13 protein-coding genes and 1 pseudogene are annotated in these 21,139 nt (G+C 46.8%); 5 read left to right on the forward strand and 9 right to left on the reverse strand.

Going from position 1 to position 21,139, the window contains the following annotated elements; translation table 11 throughout:
* Positions 1 to 3 precede the first annotated feature (3 nt).
* From BQ7394_RS05325 to BQ7394_RS26440, 9 genes and pseudogenes are all read right to left on the reverse strand, one after another.
* Positions 4 to 2,493, reverse strand: coding sequence for an HzsA-related protein (locus BQ7394_RS05325; protein ID WP_075556875.1), 2,490 nt, complete (start codon positions 2,491 to 2,493; stop codon positions 4 to 6).
* Positions 2,494 to 2,628: 135 nt separating this feature from the next.
* The gene (gene deoC, locus BQ7394_RS05330) at positions 2,629 to 3,324 is read right to left on the reverse strand and encodes a deoxyribose-phosphate aldolase (RefSeq protein WP_075556418.1); all 696 of its coding nucleotides are present in this window, start codon (positions 3,322 to 3,324) and stop codon (positions 2,629 to 2,631) included.
* A 12-nt stretch (positions 3,325 to 3,336) separates the two neighbouring features.
* Positions 3,337 to 4,371, reverse strand: coding sequence for a zinc-dependent alcohol dehydrogenase (locus BQ7394_RS05335; protein WP_087880591.1), 1,035 nt, complete (start codon positions 4,369 to 4,371; stop codon positions 3,337 to 3,339).
* A gap of 21 nt (positions 4,372 to 4,392) precedes the next feature.
* A complete protein-coding gene (gene xylB / locus BQ7394_RS05340) occupies positions 4,393 to 5,916 on the reverse strand; it encodes a xylulokinase (RefSeq protein ID WP_075556420.1) in 1,524 nt (507 codons plus the stop codon).
* 17 nt (positions 5,917 to 5,933) lie between these two features.
* A complete protein-coding gene (locus BQ7394_RS05345; protein ID WP_075556421.1) occupies positions 5,934 to 6,413 on the reverse strand; it encodes a Lin0368 family putative glycerol transporter subunit in 480 nt (159 codons plus the stop codon).
* Positions 6,410 to 6,793: a Lin0368 family putative glycerol transporter subunit gene (locus tag BQ7394_RS05350; RefSeq protein ID WP_075556422.1), complete on the reverse strand. Its 384-nt coding sequence runs from the start codon at positions 6,791 to 6,793 to the stop codon at positions 6,410 to 6,412. Before BQ7394_RS05350 ends, BQ7394_RS05345 begins: the two co-directional genes overlap by 4 nt.
* 18 nt (positions 6,794 to 6,811) lie before the next feature.
* Positions 6,812 to 7,849, reverse strand: coding sequence for an SMP-30/gluconolactonase/LRE family protein (locus tag BQ7394_RS26615; protein WP_207213401.1), 1,038 nt, complete (start codon positions 7,847 to 7,849; stop codon positions 6,812 to 6,814).
* Positions 7,841 to 10,354, reverse strand: a pseudogene (locus BQ7394_RS05355) (glutaminase domain-containing protein); the annotation flags it as partial. The gene BQ7394_RS26615 and the pseudogene BQ7394_RS05355, both read right to left, overlap by 9 nt.
* A gap of 439 nt (positions 10,355 to 10,793) precedes the next feature.
* Positions 10,794 to 10,928: a hypothetical protein gene (locus tag BQ7394_RS26440; RefSeq protein ID WP_262497529.1), complete on the reverse strand. Its 135-nt coding sequence runs from the start codon at positions 10,926 to 10,928 to the stop codon at positions 10,794 to 10,796.
* 230 nt (positions 10,929 to 11,158) lie between these two features.
* On the opposite strand from BQ7394_RS26440, the gene BQ7394_RS05360 reads away from it, so the two are divergent.
* The 5 genes from BQ7394_RS05360 (at position 11,159) to BQ7394_RS05380 (ending at position 21,105) form a co-directional block, all read left to right on the forward strand.
* On the forward strand, positions 11,159 to 13,966 hold the full coding sequence (locus tag BQ7394_RS05360; RefSeq protein ID WP_075556424.1) for a glycosyl hydrolase: 2,808 nt from the start codon (positions 11,159 to 11,161) through the stop codon (positions 13,964 to 13,966).
* Between the two features lie 2 nt (positions 13,967 to 13,968).
* Positions 13,969 to 16,737 carry a family 78 glycoside hydrolase catalytic domain gene (locus tag BQ7394_RS05365; RefSeq protein ID WP_210436519.1) on the forward strand — a complete coding sequence of 923 codons (2,769 nt, stop codon included), beginning with the start codon at positions 13,969 to 13,971 and terminating at the stop codon, positions 16,735 to 16,737.
* A gap of 159 nt (positions 16,738 to 16,896) precedes the next feature.
* Entirely contained in the window at positions 16,897 to 18,381 is a 1,485-nt protein-coding gene (locus tag BQ7394_RS05370; protein WP_075556425.1) for a TolC family protein, read from the forward strand.
* 33 nt (positions 18,382 to 18,414) lie between these two features.
* Complete coding sequence (locus tag BQ7394_RS05375; protein ID WP_075556426.1) at positions 18,415 to 19,794, forward strand: sigma-54-dependent transcriptional regulator; 1,380 nt, start codon at positions 18,415 to 18,417, stop codon at positions 19,792 to 19,794.
* 9 nt (positions 19,795 to 19,803) lie between these two features.
* Entirely contained in the window at positions 19,804 to 21,105 is a 1,302-nt protein-coding gene (locus BQ7394_RS05380; RefSeq protein ID WP_075556427.1) for a sensor histidine kinase, read from the forward strand.
* Positions 21,106 to 21,139 lie beyond the last annotated feature (34 nt).

The raw sequence follows: 21,139 nt of genomic DNA on the forward strand, positions 1-21,139 counted from the left end.
TCTTTACTTCTTTGCTTTTAATGATTGAAGATACTGACGGATGTTTTCTTTCTCGGCAGCCCGGGATGTTTCCCGCTTCTTCTCATAATATGTATAGTAATCTTTCTCCTCCTGTGTCCAGTTGTTTGCTTCCCGGTAATCACCGATGAAGGGTACGCACAGGTCGATCCATAAAGCGATCGTTTCCAATTCTTCCTTACTCAGCTTGCATCCGCCATGTCCGTTCTCAAGCCGTTTGATTAGATTGCTAGTGTTGGAACCTGCAAAATAAGGGGCAAGCAATGTCGGTTCGGAGAGGTTGCTTATCCAATTTACTTCCGGGTGATGAGCGTCTCCCTGCCAGGAGTCATTATCTCTCGTCATTTGGCGGGCATGAGTCAGGTTCAGATAAGAGTCTGAGAACTTACGCTTGGTTTGCTGGTCGACTACTTTCAACTCACCTTTCAGACTTAGCTTGCTTTTCACTCCGTCATGACAGGAGATGCAGTGCGCATCCCAGATGGGTTGCACCTCTTTGATATAGCTGAAGCAACGGTCGCCAATACCTTCCGGCTCGATCTTTTGGATACCGGTATTCATCGCCATAGATACCGGATGCGAGGCTACCGGAACTGTGTTTTTATGTTCATGGCATCCTACACAGCTTTGTGTTTCTCCCGGTTGCAGAGTCGACCAACTACGCATGGTCTGTACGACCCGGTTGTTTTCATCCAATGCCTGGAAGTATAAAGGTGTGCGGCAAGGCACTTTGAAGAAGGCAGAACCGTCCGGCTGCACATCTATCGTACCGAGTATTCGTTTTACGTCCCAGCTGGCATTACCGACTCCCACCGGAGAGAAGGCATGTCCTCCGCCACCTGCATCAAAGCCGAAAGCGGCACCGATACTGGCTACGCGATAGATAGGTTCGACAATCCGCAGTTTCTTGACCGTTCCCGGCCGGATACCTTTCAAACCGTTCCCTTCGTAAATATTCTGCATATAATAGATGCCTTCCTCTTTGGTGTAATCCACATTGTTTACACGCTCGAAAGGACGTTCACGTTCGGCCAGCAGGACAGGCTGATTGCAGGACAGGCTGGCATCCGAAACCAATAGTTCGCGTTCTCCGTCCGGTGTCATCCAGTAGATACCGAATTCCATCGGGTGACCTACATGATAGCCCAGCGGCGTATAGGAAATAAGGAATTCCCCTTCATTCAAGGGATAAGGGTGTTGGAACTGATCGCCGAACTGTCCGTATGTATCGACTTTTACGGCTTCCGGTTTATGAAGCGGAGCCACCAGCATAACACCTTCGTTTTCATCGCGTCCGGCTTCGGGATCGATGATGCATAGTTTACCGTGTTGAGGGGTGTGATGACCGAGAATGGTTGCCATTACCTTTCGTGTCCCGGGGATTTGGCGGGTATGCGTGACGGTGGTAGGGAAGAAGCTGTTTCCTCCGTAATACTCAGCCTGCCCGGTACCGTCCGGGTTCATCTGGCAGAGCGGTTGCATAAATACCTGGCCACGGTCATTGTATTCCCAACGGGTATAGACAACGCGACCGTCGTCGAGCAGTGTCGGATTGGAGGTATGTACCTGGTCGAATCCGACCTGACGCATATAACGTCCTTCGCGGTCGCAAAGATACAGGTTGCTGACTTCTACGGTCCAGCAATCTACGGAGCTGCCGTTGCGGGTCGAGTTGAACATGATATTTTCGTCCGGCAGATAGATTGGCTCTATGTCGGCAAATCCCAGTCCGGAAGTAAGCTGTTTCAGTTTCCGTGACGGCATTTCCATTTCATACAGGTGGAAGTCGTCTTCTTTCTGCGACTTCTTCCATGAAAACAATATATGCTTTCCATCGAAATGTACGTCCGGATCACGGAAAACGCCGGCTGTGTCTTTCAGCAACGTTTCTTCCTTCGCCCAGATACCATCCATCTTAAAGTACCCCAACTCGCCTCCGGCAAAGAAATTACATTCTGCACGGGCATCGGACAAACCTTCCGTATAGGCAAAGAAAGACGGGCGCAGTGTACGGAATTTGGTAAACACAACTTCGGGAGTGCTTTTTATAAATGAGGCCAGTCGCTGCTCCCTTCTTTTCGTACAGGCGTCGAGGTAGGAAGACAAAGCCTGTGTGATGCTTTCCGGGGTATCGGTTACTTTTGTTTCCAGCTGCAGTTTGTGCAGGCGTTCGTTGATCTGACTGGAAAAAGTTCCGTCAAACCATTTTACATTGCTTCCATCCTGTAGCCACCAGTCGTAATAGACAGGATAGTGATGATATAAATGCAGATGCGCCTCCCGGATCAGGGTTGCGGTACTGTCTTTTGAGACAATCCCTTCGGTTGCCTTTATTTTATTAAATTGGTCTTGTATTTCGGCTATAAATTCCTGCTTATCGACAGGATGGTGATCCTTATACGTCGTTTCTTTGTTCTGGCAGGCTGCCATTACAACGAGTATAAGTCCTATTCCTATTTTGTGTAAGTTATTCATGATACTCCCTTCTTTGTTAATAATCCGGTTACCGGAATAGACTGAAACGATGCTTTGTTTCAGTTTGTTTCTTCCGGATGAAACTATTGTTTCCTGCTCGGGAAACTTTTGTTTCATCCGGAAGAAACTTTAGTTTCACTTGCGGGAAACTTTATAGGCCTCTACGATTGAGACTCCGCTTGACGTACCGATGCGGGTAGCGCCTGCTTTAATCATGGCCAATGCTGTATCCAGGTCGCGGATACCGCCTGCTGCTTTCACTCCGATCTCCGGACCTACTACGCGACGCATCAGGGCAACGTCTTCAACGGTGGCTCCGGCTGTTCCGAAACCGGTAGAGGTTTTCACGAAGTCGACACCTGCTTCTTTGGCGATTTGGCAGACTGTTTCTTTTTCTGCATCAGACAGGTAGCAGGTTTCCAGAATCACTTTGCAGATCACACCTGCCGGACGGCAGATGGCTACCATATCTTCGATTTCTTTCTTTACAATATCCAATCTTCCTTTTTGCAAAGCACGGACATTGATCACTGTGTCGATTTCCGTTGCTCCTTTTTCGATGGCATCGCGTGTTTCGAACGCTTTGCATTCGGTAGTCGTCTGGCCCAACGGAAAGCCGATGGCTGCACCGACACGAACAGGCGAACCTTCCAACAGTTTGACGCAGGTTTCTACTTCTGCCGGATTGATGGCTACCATTGCGAATTCATATTTCCGTGCTTCGGCACAAAGCTTTTCGATGTTCTCTGCCGTGCCGAAAGGTTTCAGGAAGGTATGGTCGATCATTCCTGCTAATTGTTCTACTGTTAGGTTTGCGATTATTTCGTTCATGATAAATGATGTTTAGAATGTTAATACTGTTTTTATTACTTCGTTACGTTTTACGGCTTCCAGGGCCTCGTTTATTTGTTCGATCTTAAAGCGATGGGAGATAAAGTCGGAGGCAGACAACCGGCCTTCTCGTATCCACTCGGTCAGTGCGATCATGGCCCGTTTCTCTTCCGAACGGGTCGGCCAGCGGTGGATGTAGAGGTTGAAGTTGTACGGAGCCTGATCTAAATCGATCGTTGGGTTTTTGGTCATTACACCGTAGACACAAATGTCGCCGGCCATTTTGATAAGTGGCAGAGCCGAGTTAACAATGGATGGCAAACCGACTGCGTCGATGATCGTATCGTACGAACGGTTGGCAGCCGCTATAAATTCGGGGGTGGCGATTTCTGCCGGAGTATACCCGTTGTCGGCTCCCATCTGCTTGGCTAGTTCCAGTTTGGCGGGAAGCATATCGACGATATCTACCTGTCCCAGACCGAACAGTTTACCTAGTTTGACGAAACTCAGTCCGACGGGACCGGCACCGAATACCATTACTTTCTTTCCCGGTGCGAGACGGAAGTCTTTAAATGCACCGGCTATCTCACGCCAAGTACACGCAATTACTGCTTCTTCCGGTTGTATATCGGCAGGTACGGCATTCTGAATTTCAAAGCTGTCCCAGCAACCCTGTTCCGGTGTGGCGAGGCCTTCTTCCTGCAATACTTCAAAATCATTCACGACGACATATTCACTGAAACCACCCCAGGCACTATTCAATCCCGGAGTTGTAAATGTGGCATTCAATCCGCCGATGGCCCTGTCGCCCACACGGAAGTTGCGGACTTTAGCCCCGACTTCCACTACGATACCTACGTTCTCATGTCCCAACGCCATCGGGAACTGGTCTGCTCCAGGGAAATGTCCGGATATCAGTTTACTGTCGGTTGCATTACACAGGGCTACCATCTCAGTTTTTACCAAAGCCTGATACGGCGTGATAGCCGGTATATCTATCTCCCGGATCTCTACTACGCCGGGAGCTGTTGCGATTACGCTTTTCATTTGTCCTTTCATATTTCTTTCTTATAGATTTAAATTCGATAAGTCGGTATAGACCTCTTTCAAATGGTCGTATGTCTTATCGAATACTCCGATTAATTCCTGATATTTCTCTACATTGGCTGGGATAGGGCTTATCTTCTTATCGATATGGATAAAGCGGTCGGTTACGCTGAAGTCCTTGAACAGCCCTGCTCCGATACCGGCCAGGATAGCGGCACCCATCGAGGTGGCTTCTTCCAGGTAGTTCGGTATCTTTATTTCTGTCTGATAGATGTCGGCCATCATCTGTTGCCAGATGGGGTTTTTGGCACAGCCGCCTATCACGGTCATGTTCTCAACCGGCACGTGGTTGCGGAATATATTTACGATAAGTCCCAGGTTGAGGGTGATACCTTCCATGACGGAACGGAGCATATCGGCATGTGTATGTCCTACGGTCAGTCCGATAAAGGCACCTTTGGCATTTACATTCCAACGCGGAGAACGTTCACCCATCAGATAGGGCAGAAACAATAGCTTGTTGGAGCCTATCGGTGATTTCCGGATCTGTTCGTCGATCAGTTCGTATACATTTCCTTTCCGGAGTCTTGCTTCTTCCAGTTCTTGTTGACATAGTTGCTGAACCATCCAATTATAGGACGCTCCTGCCGTTTGCATCGTGCCGGATGGATGAAGCATACCGGGTACGACATGCGCCCAGTTCATCGTGCGTCGTTGTTCGTCGACAACGGGTTTTTCTACGGTCAGGGCTACCCATGAGGAAGATCCCAGGTAGTTATAAGATGTTCCCGGAGCTACGCAGCCAACGCCTACTCCGGCACAACTGCCGTCGCCGCCTCCGCAAATGACCGGTGTCCCTTTTCGGAGTCCGGTAGCTTTCGCTGCCTCTTCCGTTACCTCGCCTATTACGTCGATGGAGGAACGTACTTCCGGGAACAATGAAATGTCCAGTCCGGCGGCCTCGATGATCTCTTCACTCCAGGCCCAGCGATTCAGATCGTAGGCATTCGTACCGGAAGCATCCGACGGGTCGGTGGCTATCGTGCCGCAAAGACGGAAATTGATATAATCCTTTGCATTGAGCATCTTATAAGTATTGGCAAATACTTCCGGCAGATGTTTCCGTATCCACATGAGCTTTTCTATCGAATAAGAGGCACTGATGCGATGGCCTGTTATCTCGTAGAAATGAAGCGGGTCGATTTTTCCAGCCAGGAACGCTTCCTCCTCCTGCGAACGCTGGTCGCAATACAATAGGTGGGGATAAAGCGGATTTCCTTTTTTATCGATGCATAAACAGCCCATCATTTGTCCGCTCAGGGCAACCCCCGCAATATCATCCGGTGAAACGATTTGCAGTAAAGCGTTGGTTGTTTCAACGATCGCCTTCCACCAGTCGGCAGGATTTTGTTCTGCCCGGTTGCCGGCAGCATAATCGGTACGGTAAGAGGCAACATGGGAGGCAACCAACATACCTTCTTCGTTGAATAAAGTCGCCTTGTTACCACTCGTACCTAAGTCGTGTGCAATAACGTATTTTGACATGGTCTATAGAATATTATTTATAATGCAGCATTCGTATATCCGGTCAGTCCGACCAGAATACCTCCAACGATTCCTCCGGCTATGATAACCACCCAGCGCGGGAATGCTTCTTTCAATAAGCCCAGACGCTGCCCTTTCGGGGCACAGAGCGTATCGCAAACCACAAATCCCATCGCAATGGCCCAACCCATATCTACCCACGGAGCACTACCGCGTGCACCTTGGTGGATCAGGCTGAACTGCATCGGCAGTCCGTTTGCATCCAGGGCCAGGCCGGTGGAGAAACCGAAGCCGGGCAGTTTATGGTTTACCAGCCAGAACGTTCCTATAATTAATGCGGCGGCAATAAAGCCTCCTTTTGCTCCGAAGTCCCTGACCAGTTTAGGCCAGCAGAATATAACCGTGAATGTGACAGCAAAAGAACCGAATATACTCGTGATGATACCGGCATTGTACATACCGAATAGTTCATTGTAAGTCTGTAACCACTCGCTCATACTGCCTCCTCCTCTTTTGACAGGCGGTTGCCGCATGATCGCATCGCCCAGATGGTCAGACCGGCTAACGCTCCCCCGATCAGACAACAAAGCAGGGTAGGAGCGGCCAGAAAGAATTGTGTGATGTCGCCCTGGAAACGGACGATCCCCCAGGCTATACCGGCAGAACCGATACACCATCCCTGGTCGAGCCATATCTTTCCTTCCGGATTCAATATGGCTCCGTTGTAATGGTTCATGTACCACATGATCCCGATAATAAGTGTAGCCGCCAGCCATCCTCCCATGAGGCCGTAGGTTTTCCAAAGCTCCGGCCAGATGCCGAAAGCAAAACCTCCGCATATGGCCGATCCGGCAAATGTAGATAAGTAGTGTTTCATGATATTATGGTTAATCTGTTAGTTAAGTTGCAATTTAGCTAGTGTAAAAGGCTTGTCGTGTCCGGTATTTACTTTGTCGGGGCCTGTTACGATATCGAAGCAGGAAACGATTACCTGGCCGTTCCATACGATCGGTTCTCCCGGCTGGTCGAGTCCGCCGTCGCTTCCGTCGCAATCCGGACTCTGGGCGATACGCTGAATGCGACCGTTCTTATCGATACGGGCAACTGCATTTTCCGAGAAGTCGGCTACCCAGATATTTCCGTCATCGTCAATACACATCCCATCGGTGGTGCGTAGCTGTGAAGGATCTTGCGCCCAGATCTCATTGCCGGTAACGCTGCCGTTGGCATCCATTGTTATCCGGTGGATGGTTCCATCCCCGAAGTTGCCAACATATAAATTACCTTCCTTATCGAAAACGATACCGTCCAGTCCGTACTGTACATCCTTGTTCCTGGTGATGACGGTGGTGATCAGGTTTTTATCCGCTTTCGTATTGGTTACTTTTATGTTCTTGTCATTCTTGTCAAAACAATATACGCCGCTGACCAGTAATCCCGACGGGTCCTGAATGGAAGACAAGCTACTCTGTGTCACATACAGTTTTCCATTGCGAAAACGAACCCCATTGGGGTGCTCCATTCCTGAAGCAACCACAATGGTTTCGTCTAACCTGCCATCTTTCAGCTTTAAACACAACAACCTTCCTTTGTTTTGGGCTTTGGGGGCACCGCTCCATCCCTGGTTATCACAGATAAATAAATTACCCTCGTCGTCGAATGTGATTCCCATCGGAGCGGCCCAGCCCGTTTCCGGTAATACCGGTACATCTAACCATTTATCAATCTTCCCATCTTTCGTAATACGCATCAGGCAAGCCGGCTTCGACAAATCGGCGAAGTTCGGACAAGCCAGGATCAGGTCACCATTCGGAGCGATCGCCATACCGTCGGGGGTCGGGCAATTGTCCGGTAATTCCATAAATAGTTCGCTTTTCTGCATGGCAGGAGCATCGGTCAAAGAAGGAGCCGCCGCTGGGGCTCCCTTATACATTTGTTTTTCAAGCATCTTCATAAACAAACCGCCTACAACCGAACGGGCACGGAAACCGACTGAATTTGCGTTTGTCGTCTCATACCAGTCGCTTAACGGCATACGGGTACTTGTTTCGTTTGCATATTTATAAACGGGCGATACCAGTTGGGTAAAATCGTTCATATTGTCTGTCAGGCAAGCTGTCCAAAGGATCCAGTCTGCTTTCGTATAGGTCTTACGGCTGTCGAGCGGCAGACCGTAGGTGTTCTGTTTGGTCAGGTAGTAAGCCATTTCTTTTCCGGCAATTTCCTGCGGGAAGATACCCATTCCGAATAATTTATCCCATACCAGGTTATATTTCTGGCTCCAGGTAGCCGGTTGGTCGAAGGTCAGGCGATAGTGGTCGCCGGCATTGGCCATGGCAGCCCATTTCATCGCCATCTCTTTAGCGGCGGAAATATATTTTTCGGCAGTAACCTTATCGCCCAGCATATCGGCCAGTTTACCGTATCCGGCTATACCCATGATCGCTTTGATGGAAAGGTTTGCATTGTGTGCGAAGTGTCCGGCAAAGTCGTCCGTACAAAGCTGGTTCTCTGGATCGAGGCCTTCTTTAAGCAGATAGTTCGCCCAGGTCGTCAATGTCTCCCAGTGTTTCTTGGCAAATTCGGCATTTCCTTCACGAAGGGCGATAGCTGTTGTCAGGATCAGCATGTTGCCGCTTTCTTCTACCGGCATGTCGCCACCGTAAGTCTGGCCGTTAGCCAACGGATAAGTACCTACATCGTGGGCTGCAAACGGTTTGTTCCACTTGCCGCTTTCACTGTAATAGAAAATAGGCGTCATCATTCCTTTCAGTAATTCAGGATTGTATATCAGGTACAAAGGTGACGAAGGATAGGTAATATCGACCGTACCGATAGAACCGTTGCTGAAATTCTCTTTAGAAAGGAACAACAGATTGCCGTCTTTGTCTTCCACCAGTTTATGGGCCGCAATGGATTGACGGTAGGATATTGCACAAAGTTCGGCGTATTCCTTACCGCCGGCTTTCTCTGCATCGTTCATCATCTGTGTATCGAACTGACGGCAACGTTTCATGATCGAAGCATAATCGTTGTTTGCTTCTTCAAACGCCTGCTCGATATTTTTCTGACCGTTGTGTTTCCAATAGGCCATGCGGTTGTCGTTGAAATATTGGATAGCATACAGGTCGTCATATCCGATCATCAGGTAATTGCTGACAGGAGAGGATACGGCTCCCAGGTCGTGGCAGTAGGCCAGTACGCTCATATCCTTCTGCATGTCGGATGAAAGTCCTTCTGCTGTTGTGTTGACAGGCAGTTTTCCGTTAGCGGCAAAGTCTTGTTTGGTTGTATGATACTGTCCCATTGTCATGGTCGTATTGGCATCAGTGCCGGCTGCCAGGTAGAAATATCCCCAGTCGATACGTACGTCATCTCCTTTACGGCCCAGTACAGGCTGTTCGATTGTTCCTGTTTTCAGATAGGTGATATTGTTTTTCTCATCCCGGTCGAAAGATACCGACTGGTTATCGGTGTTAACGGCCAGCTGAGGAGTAGCCTCCATATAAATCTGTACGTCATGTTTCTGGCCATCCAACGATTTAGCTTGGTAAGAGATATAATTGACCGGACGTGTCATCAGGTCCAGATCATCCATTAATAGGGGGGAAGTGAAAATAACGTCCAGTTCGACCGGCCCGCATTCGAAGGTATAGAAAGTCTGGGTAGGCAGTACGTTGACCGACTTCTGAATGGCTGCTTCATTGAAGAATGTTTTGTTTTCTTCTTTGGTGAACAGACCGAAGTCTACGTATCCTCCTCCGGTTTTGTTATGGCAATGAGCGGCAATTACATTTTTACCGGGTTTCAATGTTGCCTTTACTTCGGCGGGAAGTTCGGATAATACATTGTTTTTCCATACATAGCCTGTCGAGATTACTTGTATGCCGTTAATATATAATTCAAAGATATCGTCGTGAGAATATTCGAGATATACGGATTGTGCTGTGTAATCATCCGAGAGATCGAATGTTCTTCTTACCCAGATGTCCTTGCTGTTCCAGGGGGTGGACAGGTCGGGCATGTCCGGAGTACCGAAAGCAGCTTGTCCTTTGGTCCATGCTGCATCGTTGAAGTCCGGTTTTACCCAGTTGGCTGCCGGTTCTTTTTCCGTATAGGCGGCTTCCCATTTTTCTTTGGCCGCTGTGGGAATAATTACTTTCAGAGGAAGGTCTTCTACTCCCATAAAACGATACGGTTGACCGTCTACGCGGACAACACCGAGCAACGGAGCTTTTTTACCTGTCCAATGACGGGTCGCATCCTCATTCAGTTTGTCGGTAAACGACCAGACGCTGGTATACGGATCGATCGTTACCAGAGGAAAGGAAGGTGCACGAAGCGCATTTTGTTTTTCGGGTTCAAAATAGTTTGAAGGTCCGCTGCAAGCAGAGAGCAGCCACGAAAACAAGATACATAATAAAGATACATTTCTCATGATATATAGCATTTTTCATTTATTGTCCTTACCGTTGACAGGAGCGATCTTAATAATGTGATTCAGAAAAGGGCAGTATCCCTTAAATGAGTGCATCATTTTAACTATTTTTCGTAGGCAAAGGAATATAAATTCATACTGACCGAGTTACAGTTATCGGTCAAAAGCTTTCAAATTTCAATCAGAGAAGCTGTAAATGAGTAGGTTTTCGCTCTATTGGAATGGATTAATAAAGAATATGTTTCTATGTGTATTTCAACATGTCCCTTACTACCAGACAATGAAAAGGCACAACTGTGATGCTTCTTTCATAATTTATTTCTGGAATATCTCCGGGTATTTGCGAATGAAATAAGTCGGTGTACAACTCCATGCATGACGAATGCCTCTTTGTCTTCTATTATATTGACTAATCCGGTCGGTTTCTTTTCTGTTACAGTTAGTCGGGGTTTATTTTGTTCAGCTTTTGCAACCAGAAACTGCGTTGAGTAGCATAGATGTCTTGCCCATTGGCCGCGATAAAACAGCAGATGAAGGTGTAATATAAAAAGAGTTTTGTCAGGGTTGTCTTCATATCCAGGCAATTTAAGCAATATATAAGAAACTTTTAAAGCATAAATGGGAAGTAAAAGTAGTCTTTATCAAGGGAATGGATGTTGCATAAATGATATTTAATGTTACAAAAATGACACGATGTTCAATGTTTGCTTATTTTGTTATTTTTAGAGTATATGCTGGTTTGTATTATAAAGTTTTTATCTACATTTACGATGTTAACTTTTTGCTAATCAATAATTCATAGATATGACTCTTTCAAGAAGAACCTTTATTAAATCGAGTGTGATGTCTGCTCTTAGCTTACCTTTCATTCAGGGATGCCGCTTTGTTGACAGTGATAATGATGAAAATGACAGACTCTTCATGTTGTTTCAGAACCCGCCTGTCATTTCAAAACCCTTTGTTCGTTGGTGGTGGAACGGGGATAAAGTGACCGCAAAAGAAATCCTGCGTGAGCTTGATGTGATGAAAGCCGCCGGTATTGGAGGTGTCGAGATTAATCCGATCCGTTTCCCCGGTGGTGATGATTTAGGGATTCCTTCTTTGGAGTGGCTGAGCCCTGAATGGATCGAGATGGTAAAAACAGCTTTGAAAGGAGCAGAAGAACGGGGGATGGTATGCGATATTATTGTTGGTTCGGGATGGCCTTTCGGTGGTGAGTTCCTGCAACCGGAGGAGCAAACCCAATTGATGACACAGACGGCTCTGAAAGTTAGTGGTCCGGCAAAAATAGAGTTGAAAGCGGCAGACTTGTTGAAAGATGCTTCCCCGCAAGTCGCTTCCAAATATGAAGGTGCAACCAGCGAGTTGTATTCTTTCTGCCTGGCTCCGGTGGAGATGTCGACTTTCGTTCCTGCACAAGACATTCCTTTCGAGAAAGGAGCGGAGGTGATCGCAATCGATATACCGGAAGGGGAACATATCCTGTATGCATTGGTGAAAGTGACCGGTTTCCAAGCCGTGATCAATGGGGCACCTGGTGCTGCAGGGCCTGTCTTGAATCATTATAACCAGGCAGCTGTGGAGAAGTTCCTGAACAGGATGTCGGATAATCTGTTTCCGGCCATCAGCGGCCTGAAAGGTTTCCGGGCCATGTTCTGCGACAGTATGGAGCTGGAAGGTGCCAACTGGTGTCATGATTTTCTTGAAGAGTTTCGTTCACGCCGAGGGTATGACGTGGAACCTTATCTGCCTTTTATCCTTTATAAAGTCGGCCATATGGGACATGCCATCGAAGGAGCGGTAGCGACCACCCTGACTGGTCAGGCGAAAGAGGAGGTTGACCGGGTCAGATATGATTTCTTTGTCACTTGTATGGATATCGTCCGGGATCGTTTCCTGAAACCATATACGCAATGGTGCAATAAATATAATTTTAAATCACGGGTACAAACTTATGGGCGCGAGTTCCATCCGCTGGAGGCCTCTATGGAGGTGGATATCCCCGAATGTGAAACCTGGTTCTGGAATGCGGACAGTTGTGAAAAGGATGCATTCATAAAGTCTCCTACCGATACGAACGTAAATAAGTTTGTGGCATCGGCCGCCCATTACTCCGGTAAGCGGTTGGTAAGTTGCGAAGAAATAACCAATACCAATAATGCATTTAACGCTACGCTGGAAAAGATAAAGATGACGGGTGACCAGAGTAATCTCTCCGGTGTAACCCATTCGATACTGCATGGCTTTAACTACACTCCACTGGAAGTTCCGTTCCCCGGCTGGATCATGTACGGAGCTTTTTTGAACGAACGCAATACCTGGTGGCCTTATTTTAATTTGTGGGCTGCCTACAAATCCCGCGTTTCGACTGTGCTCCAGGAGTCTGATTTCTTTGCAGATATTGCGGTGATGCACCCGTTGGCCGATATGTGGACGATACACGGGCCACAACGTGATCCGTTCCCTGGTCTGCATTATCCGGACTATCAGTATAAAGTATGGGAAGCGATCCACCGTAACGGGAATAGTTGCGATTATATAAGTGAAGGGATCATCCAAAAGAGTAGTTTTAAGAAAGGTAATTTGGTTTTCAATAAACGGAAGTATCATACATTGATGTTGCTGGAAGTCGAGTCGATGATGCCTGCAACGGCAGAAGCCTTGTTTGAATTTGTAAAGGCGGGGGGCAAACTGATCTTTGTAGGAAAAGAACCTTATAAATCACCCGGGTACAAAGATCACCAGGCCAATGACGAAAAGGTGAAACAGACGATCGACCGTATCCGGCAGTCTTATTCGTCCCAGGTCTTTAACGTGGAGGCCCCCGTTGAGATGGTTCCCTGGTTTCGTCAGGTACAACAGCAATGTAACATTGTCCCTTATATGAAGATCGATGTTCCGAACCCTTATGTCAGCCAGATACGCCACCAAACGGAGGATAAGGATATTTACTTTATAACGAACTGTAACCCGGAAGAAGAGATCCGGATACAGGCCTCCTTTGTCGATAACGGTAAAACTCCCTGGCTTTGGAATGCGGAGACAGGTGAACGTACTCCTTATCCTACCTCTTCCGCTCCTGATTTACAGATTGTCCTGGGACCGGCCGCTTCTCAACTGATCGTTTTTGAAAAAGCGAAAGCGGATAAAGCCACTATTCCGGCTCTACCAGTAAAAAGCCTGACTCCTCTTAGTATCAACGAATGGAATGTGCGAATGGAACATATAAACGGAGATACGAAAAAACTGGAGATCGAGACATTGGTTGATTGGTCGACTGATCCGGTGACCCGTGACTTTGCAGGTGTACTGTATTATGAGAAGACCATCGGAAATGCTGCCGGCTTTTATTATCTGGATCTGGGGAAAGTCTACGGTGTTTCGGAAGTGATTTTGAATGGAGAGAGTCTGGGATGCAAATGGTACGGTAACCGTGTCTATCAGTTGCCGGAACATTTGGCACAGGCTCCGGTGAAAACGTTACAGATAAAGATCACGACTACAGTAGGTAATTATCTGAAATCGACACCTGATAATAAAATAGGCCAGGCATGGACACATTATCAGAAGTGGTTGCCGACAGGGATGATAGGACCGGTTAAATTCGTGTGATTATGAAAAGAACAATACTGCTTATTTGTCTTCTGGTCGGTTGGGTCTTTCTTGCGGGGGCTGAACCTTTACGATTGAAAAGACTGACTTGCGAATATATAGAAAATCCGTTGGGGGTAGATGCTCTTAACCCGGTACTTGGTTGGCAACTGGAGTCGTCAGCCCGTAATCAGATGCAATCAGCTTATGAGATACAAGTTGCTTTAACGGAAGACGATCTTAAGAATGGGAAAGGGCTGGTTTGGAAAAGTGGAAAAGTCAGTAGCCATCAGAATGTAAACATTGTTTATTCCGGTAAGAGATTAAAACCTTTCACTCGTTATTACTGGCGTGTTCGTACTTACAACCAGGATGGAGTGGTGTCCGATTGGAGCCAACTTGCTTTTTGGGAAACATCCATGTTGTCTCCGGCAGATTGGAAGGCCCAATGGATTACCGACGGTTCGAAAGCTCCGGAAAAAGAAGAAGACTTTTATAAAGATGATCCGACTCCCTTGTTCCGAAAGATATTCCACCCTATTAAAACAGTAAAAGAAGCGCGTTTATACATTGCCGGTATCGGATATTATGAAGCCAGCTTGAACGGGAAACGTATCGGCGACCATATCCTTGATCCGGGTTGGACCAACTATGGGAAACAGATATTATATAGTACCTACGATATTACCTCTTTGATCGGTTCCGGTGAAAATGTCATAGGGGTTATGCTTGGCAATGGATATTATAATCCGCTACCTATGCGTATCTTCAAACCGTTAAGGGAATACCTGACTATCGGACGTCCCTGTTTAAAGGCTCAGCTTCGTATACAATATACAGATGGCTCGGGAGAAACTATCTGTACGGATGAAAGTTGGAAAACGGCACCTGGTCCGGTGATGCGTAACAATGTCTATCTGGGGGAACATTATGATGCCCGCAACGAAATACCCGATTGGGATACCTGTCCCTTTGACGATAGCCATTGGAAACAGGCTGTGCAGGTCGTGAATACACCTGCCGGACAACTGACAGCTCAGATGCAGCCGCCTATCCGGAAGATAGAGGTTATTAAACCGGTGAGGATGACGGAAACCCGCCCCGGAGAATTCATTTTCGATATGGGGCAGAACTTTGCAGGGGTAGCACGCCTTAAGGTCAGGGGGAAGAAAGGTACGACGATAAAGATTCGTTACGGTGAAGATATTTATTCGGACGGAAGCCTGAATGTGATGACTTCGGTTGCCGGACAGCAAAAGAAAGTATGGGATGCCGATTGGGAAACAGTCGGACAACCGCAGACTGCCTGGCAGGAGGATACCTATACCTTGAAAGGAGAGGGAGAAGAAACCTGGTCGCCCCGCTTTACGTTCCACGGTTTCCGGTATATCGAGATAACCGGCTGGCCGGGGCGTCCTTCCCTGTCGGATGTGGAGGGGATTCGTTTGAGTGCCGATTTGCATAAGAGCGGCTCTTTTGAATGTTCTAATCCGATGTTGAACCGCTTGAATAAAGTCTTGGATTATACCTTCCACAGCAATCTGTTCAGTGTTCAGTCCGACTGTCCGGCTCGTGAGAAATTCGGTTATGGTGGTGATATTGTCGGTACGGCGCGTACTTTCTGTTGGTTCTACGATATGGAAAATTTCTATCGGAAGGCTCTGCGTGATTTTGCCAACGACCAGCGTCCCGAAGGAGGAATGACGGAGACTGCCCCTTATAACGGAATAGCAGATATGGGGTTGGGCGATGACTCCGGACCGATCGGTTGGCAACTGGCATTTGCTTTTATGCAGAAGCAATTATATGAATATTATGGTGATCTAAGAACTATAAAAGCCTATTATCCGACCTTACGCAGGCAAGTGGAGTTTCTCCGTTCAAAAGCAAAAGATAACCTGATCGATACGTGTATCAACGATCATGAAAGTTTGGAAGAACGTGTACCCGCTTTGTTTGCTACTGCCCATTATTACCATCATGTAATCTTGTTGGCTGAGTTTGCTGTACTGACTGGCCAGTCGAAAGATACACAAATATATTCCCGGTTGGCAACGGATATAAAGGATGCATTTATTAAAAAGTTTCTGAAACGGGGAACCGGTCAAGTGGCAAATGCAACCCAGGCAGCCCAAGCCTTTGTTCTGTTCTATGATCTCGTACCGGAAAGTGAGAAGGAAGCAGTTTTTACGGTATTCCTGCAGGCAATAGCAAAATGGGATGGACATATCGCTTCCGGAATTTTCGGTGTTCCTGCAATTTTGGAAGTACTGCGATTGAATAACCGGAATGATATCGCTTATGAAATGGTTACGAAAAAGACTTTTCCCGGTTGGGGGTATATGCTTGAGTCCGGAGCTACTACTTTATGGGAAACCTGGAAATATTCCGATAATGTTTATTCTCAAAACCATCCGATGTTCGGTAGCGTAGGAGAGTGGTTTTATCAGTCATTGGGAGGAATAAATCAAGCAGCTCCCGGTTTCAGTAAGATATTAATCAAACCGCAGCCAGCCGGTGACCTGACATGGGTAAACTGTTCCTACCAATCTGTAAACGGACCGATAGTAAGCAACTGGAGGAAGGGGAATGAAACGTTTGAACTTCAGGTCACGATTCCGGCCAATACAACAGCACAAATCTGGCTACCTTCTTTAGATGGAGCAGAAATTACGGAGAGCGGTTCTTTATTGGATGCTGTACCGGATATAAAAACGATGGGCTATATGGATGGTTTTACCTGTCTCGAGGTAGGTTCGGGTTTGTATAGGTTTACTGTCAGAGATAAGTAGTATAAAATTGTACCGATCATCAGAAATACGAATAAGCTTTTCATTATCGGACATACTGTTCATTATCGGACACTTGTTGCTCTGTCTACTTTGCAGTAAATCAGATGGATATCTTTTTGGCATAGCTTTTGCCTAGGGGTGGCTAAAACATATATTACAATGAAAAAGATCTATATAGCCATTACTTCTTTATTCTTGATGAGCTTTGGTTTACACGCCGGGGAGCAGGAAAATATAGTAAGACTGACTTTGAAAGAGGCTATTAACCTGGCCCAAATCCAATCGGTGGATGCGGCTGTCGCCCTTAACGAACTGAAAACATCCTACTGGGAATACCGTACACATGTAGCAGACCAGTTGCCGGAAGTTAATTTCAAAGGGACGATACCTAATTACAGCAAGCAATATTCCCGTTACCAACAGTCGGACGGAACCTATGCTTTTGTGCAGGATAACAACCTGTCGATGAATGGTGCGATCTCCGTCGACCAGAATATAGCGTTGACCGGTGGTAAAATATCATTGAATTCTTCCCTTAATTTCTCCCGCCAGTTGGGGGATGGAGCTTTCAATGAATATATGAGTGTTCCGATCGGCTTGACCCTGACGCAACCGATCTTCGGCGTAAACGACCAGAAATGGAACCGCCGGATCGAACCTGTCCGTTACCAGGAGGCAAAGGCGGCCTATATCGAAAGTGTGGAAAGTGTAACGATCTCTACGATCGCTTATTTCTTCAACCTGTTGCTAGCGAAAGAGAATCTGGCAACCTCTATCCAGAACCTGGATAATGCGAACAAACTTTATGATATTGCGATCGCCAAACGAAAGATCGGACATATATCGGAAAGCGAACTGATGCAATTGAAATTGTCGGCTTTGCAGGCAAAAGGTAAATTGACGGAGGCGCAATCCAATCTGAATGCCAAGATGTTCCAGTTGCGCTCTTTCCTTGGTTTGAGCGAGGACGATATGATAGAGCCGGTCGTTCCCGAGTCCGTTCCCGATATGCGTCTGATATATCAGGATGTACTGGCGAAAGCGCTGGAAAACAACTCGTTTGCCAAACGTATTCTGCGCGAACAACTGGAAGCCGATTATGCCGTGGCGACAGCGAAAGGAAAACGCCGCGATATCAATCTGTTTGCATCTGTGGGATATACCGGAAAAGACAGTGATTTCAGAGGTGCTTATAATCCGCTGCGGGACAACCAGGTGGTCGAGGTAGGCTTTAGCATCCCTTTATTGGATTGGGGGAAGCGGAAAGGTAAAGTAAAGGTTGCCGAGTCCAACCGTGAAGTCGTGCTCTCCAAGAACCGGCAAGACCAGATGACCTTCAATCAGAATATCTTCCTACTAGTAGAAAATTTTAACAACCAGGCTGCCCAGCTCGAAATTGCAGCCGAGGCCGACGAGATTGCCCAGAAGCGTTACCAGACATCTATCGAAACATTTATGATCGGAAAGATCAATATCCTCGACCTGAACGACGCTCAACAATCGAAAGACGATGCCAAGCAAAAGCATATCCAGGAGTTGTATGGGTTTTGGAGTTATTTCTATAATGTTCGTAGTGTGACGCTCTACGATTTCCAGAACGATCGCAATCTGGATGTCGATTTCGAGGAAATAGTAAGAAGATAATTCGTATCTTTACAAACATAAAAAGAAACCTATATGATATTAATTGTTGATGACGACGCTGCTGTTCGTTCTTCGCTTACCTTTTTATTGAAACGGGCAGGCTTTGAACCGGAAGCTGTTCCGGGGCCTGAAGAGGCGTTGGCAATTGTACGCCGGGAAGCACCGCAGCTGATCCTGATGGATATGAACTTTACCTTGACTACGACGGGAGAAGAAGGAATTCAATTATTGAAACAAGTAAAAATATTTCAACCCGATGTGCCGGTCATCCTGATGACTGCCTGGGGGTCCATCTCGCTGGCTGTGCAGGGAATGCAGGCCGGCGCTTTCGATTTTATAACCAAGCCCTGGAATAATCTGGTCCTGCTCAAGTCGATTCGTACGGCTCTCGAACTGAATGAGCAAAAGAAGATGCAGGCCGCTCCGCTGAACCGCAACGATGCGGATAATAAATTCCATTTTGCAAAGATCATCGGGCAGAGTAATGCGCTGATGGAAGTGCTGGGTACCGTTTCTCGTATTGCTCCGACAAATGCTTCGGTACTGATTACCGGTGAAAGCGGGACAGGGAAGGAACTGATCGCAGAAGCAATCCATGCCAACAGTCCACGAATGAAAGAAGCTTTTGTGAAGGTAAACCTGGGTGGATTATCGCAAAGCCTTTTTGAAAGTGAAATGTTCGGACATAAGAAAGGAGCTTTTACGGATGCCTATATCGACCGTACCGGCCGTTTTGAAATGGCGAACAAGGGTACGATCTTTCTTGATGAGATAGGTGACCTAGAGTTGTCGTGTCAGGTGAAGCTGCTGCGTGTATTACAGGATCAGACCTTTGAGGTGCTGGGCGACAGCCGTCCCCGTAAGGTGGATATTCGTGTGGTCAGTGCAACAAACTGTAACCTACCGGAAATGGTCGCGGCCCGTACCTTTCGTGAAGACTTGTTTTACCGTATCAACCTGATCACGATCCATCTGCCTGCCCTGCGGGAACGGAAAGACGATATACCTCTGCTGGCCCGCTATTTTGCCGATAAGCAATCGGAAGTGAACGGCTTACCTCGTGTGGACTTTTCGGCCGATGCAAAAGTATTTCTGCAACGTCTTCCTTATCCTGGAAATATACGCGAATTGAAGAATCTGGTGGAAAGAACAATGCTGGTATCCGGCAAATCCTTACTGGATGTAGCCGATTTTGAAAGTCAGTGCCTTAATATGGGAAATACCCAACCTATATCCAAAGGTGGTGCTGCCAGCTTCGAAGGGATGACACTGGATGAAATAGAACGGCAAACAATCCTGCAGGCGCTTGAAACGCATAACGGTAACCTGTCGCATGTAGCATCGGCATTGGGTATCAGTCGGGCAGCCTTATACCGTCGTTTAGAGAAATATGATATTCCTACCGATAAATAAAATATACGGATGAGAATAAAAGGGTTGTTTTGGATTTTAACCGGGTTGTTGTTGACTGTGTTGGGAGTGATGACTTGGCATGTATTCTACAATTTCTCGTCTGCCATGTTTTTCATGGTGGAAGGGTTGGTACTTGTAACGATCCTTTATCTGATCCTGTTTTATCGTCGTATTATCAAGCCGTTGAATATTATTGGAAATGGTATGGAGTTATTGAAGGAGCAGGATTTCAGTTCGCGCCTGAGCCGGGTAGGGCAGAAGGAGGCCGACCGTATTGTCGACATCTTCAATAAGATGATGGAACAGCTTAAAAACGAACGCCTGCATCTGAGAGAGCAGAACCATTTCCTCGACCTGTTGATCAATGCTTCTCCTATGGGGGTGATCATGTTGAACCTGGACAATGAGATTATATCGCTTAACCCGGCCGCACATAAAATGCTCGGACAACCTACCTCTGTTGTTTTCGAAGGGAAATCTCTGACAGATATAGATTCCCCTTTGGCTATCGAATTGGCAAATATACCTTTATATGAGTCACAGACAGTGCGTCTGAATGATGCCAATATATATAAATGTACACATTCTTCTTTCGTAGACCGTGGGTTTCATCATTCGTTCTATTTAGTGGAAGGTTTGACACAGGAAGTATTCAAGGCAGAAAAGAAAGCCTATGAAAAGGTGATTCGCATGATCGCCCATGAGGTAAATAACACGACTGCCGGGATCACTTCTACGTTGGATACGCTTGAATCGACCTTTAGCGAACTGAAAAATACGGAAGATATATGCGAAGTACTGCGTGTATCCATCGAGCGTTGTTACAGCATGAGCCATTTCATTACGAATTTCGCAGATGTGGTACGTATACCGGAACCTCAGACGGTTTATCGTGAACTGAATGCTGTCGTTACTTCCTGTAAACGGTTTATGGAAACGATCTGCCAGAATCGTAATATCCGGATTGTCATGGAACTTGATGAGGTTTCTCCTGTCGTGAAGCTCGACAGCTCTCTCTTTGAACAAGTGTTGGTCAATATCATTAAGAATGCAGCCGAATCTATCGATCACGACGGCCATATTTACATACGTACTTCACACAATCCGGTCTGCCTGGAAATAGCAGATACCGGTAAAGGGATAGATAAAGAGACTGAAACCAAACTGTTCAGCCCCTTCTTCTCTACCAAGCCGAACGGACAGGGTATCGGCCTGATCTTTATACGTGAAGTTTTACAGAAACAAAACTGTTCTTTTTCCCTGCGTACTTATGCCGATGGTTTGACCCGTTTCCGTATCCTTTTCGAGTGAGTTTATTTGCTCGATCCGTAATTGCCTGCCTATT

It is taken from the genome of Parabacteroides timonensis (assembly GCF_900128505.1).
Classification (GTDB): Bacteria; Bacteroidota; Bacteroidia; order Bacteroidales; family Tannerellaceae; genus Parabacteroides; species Parabacteroides timonensis.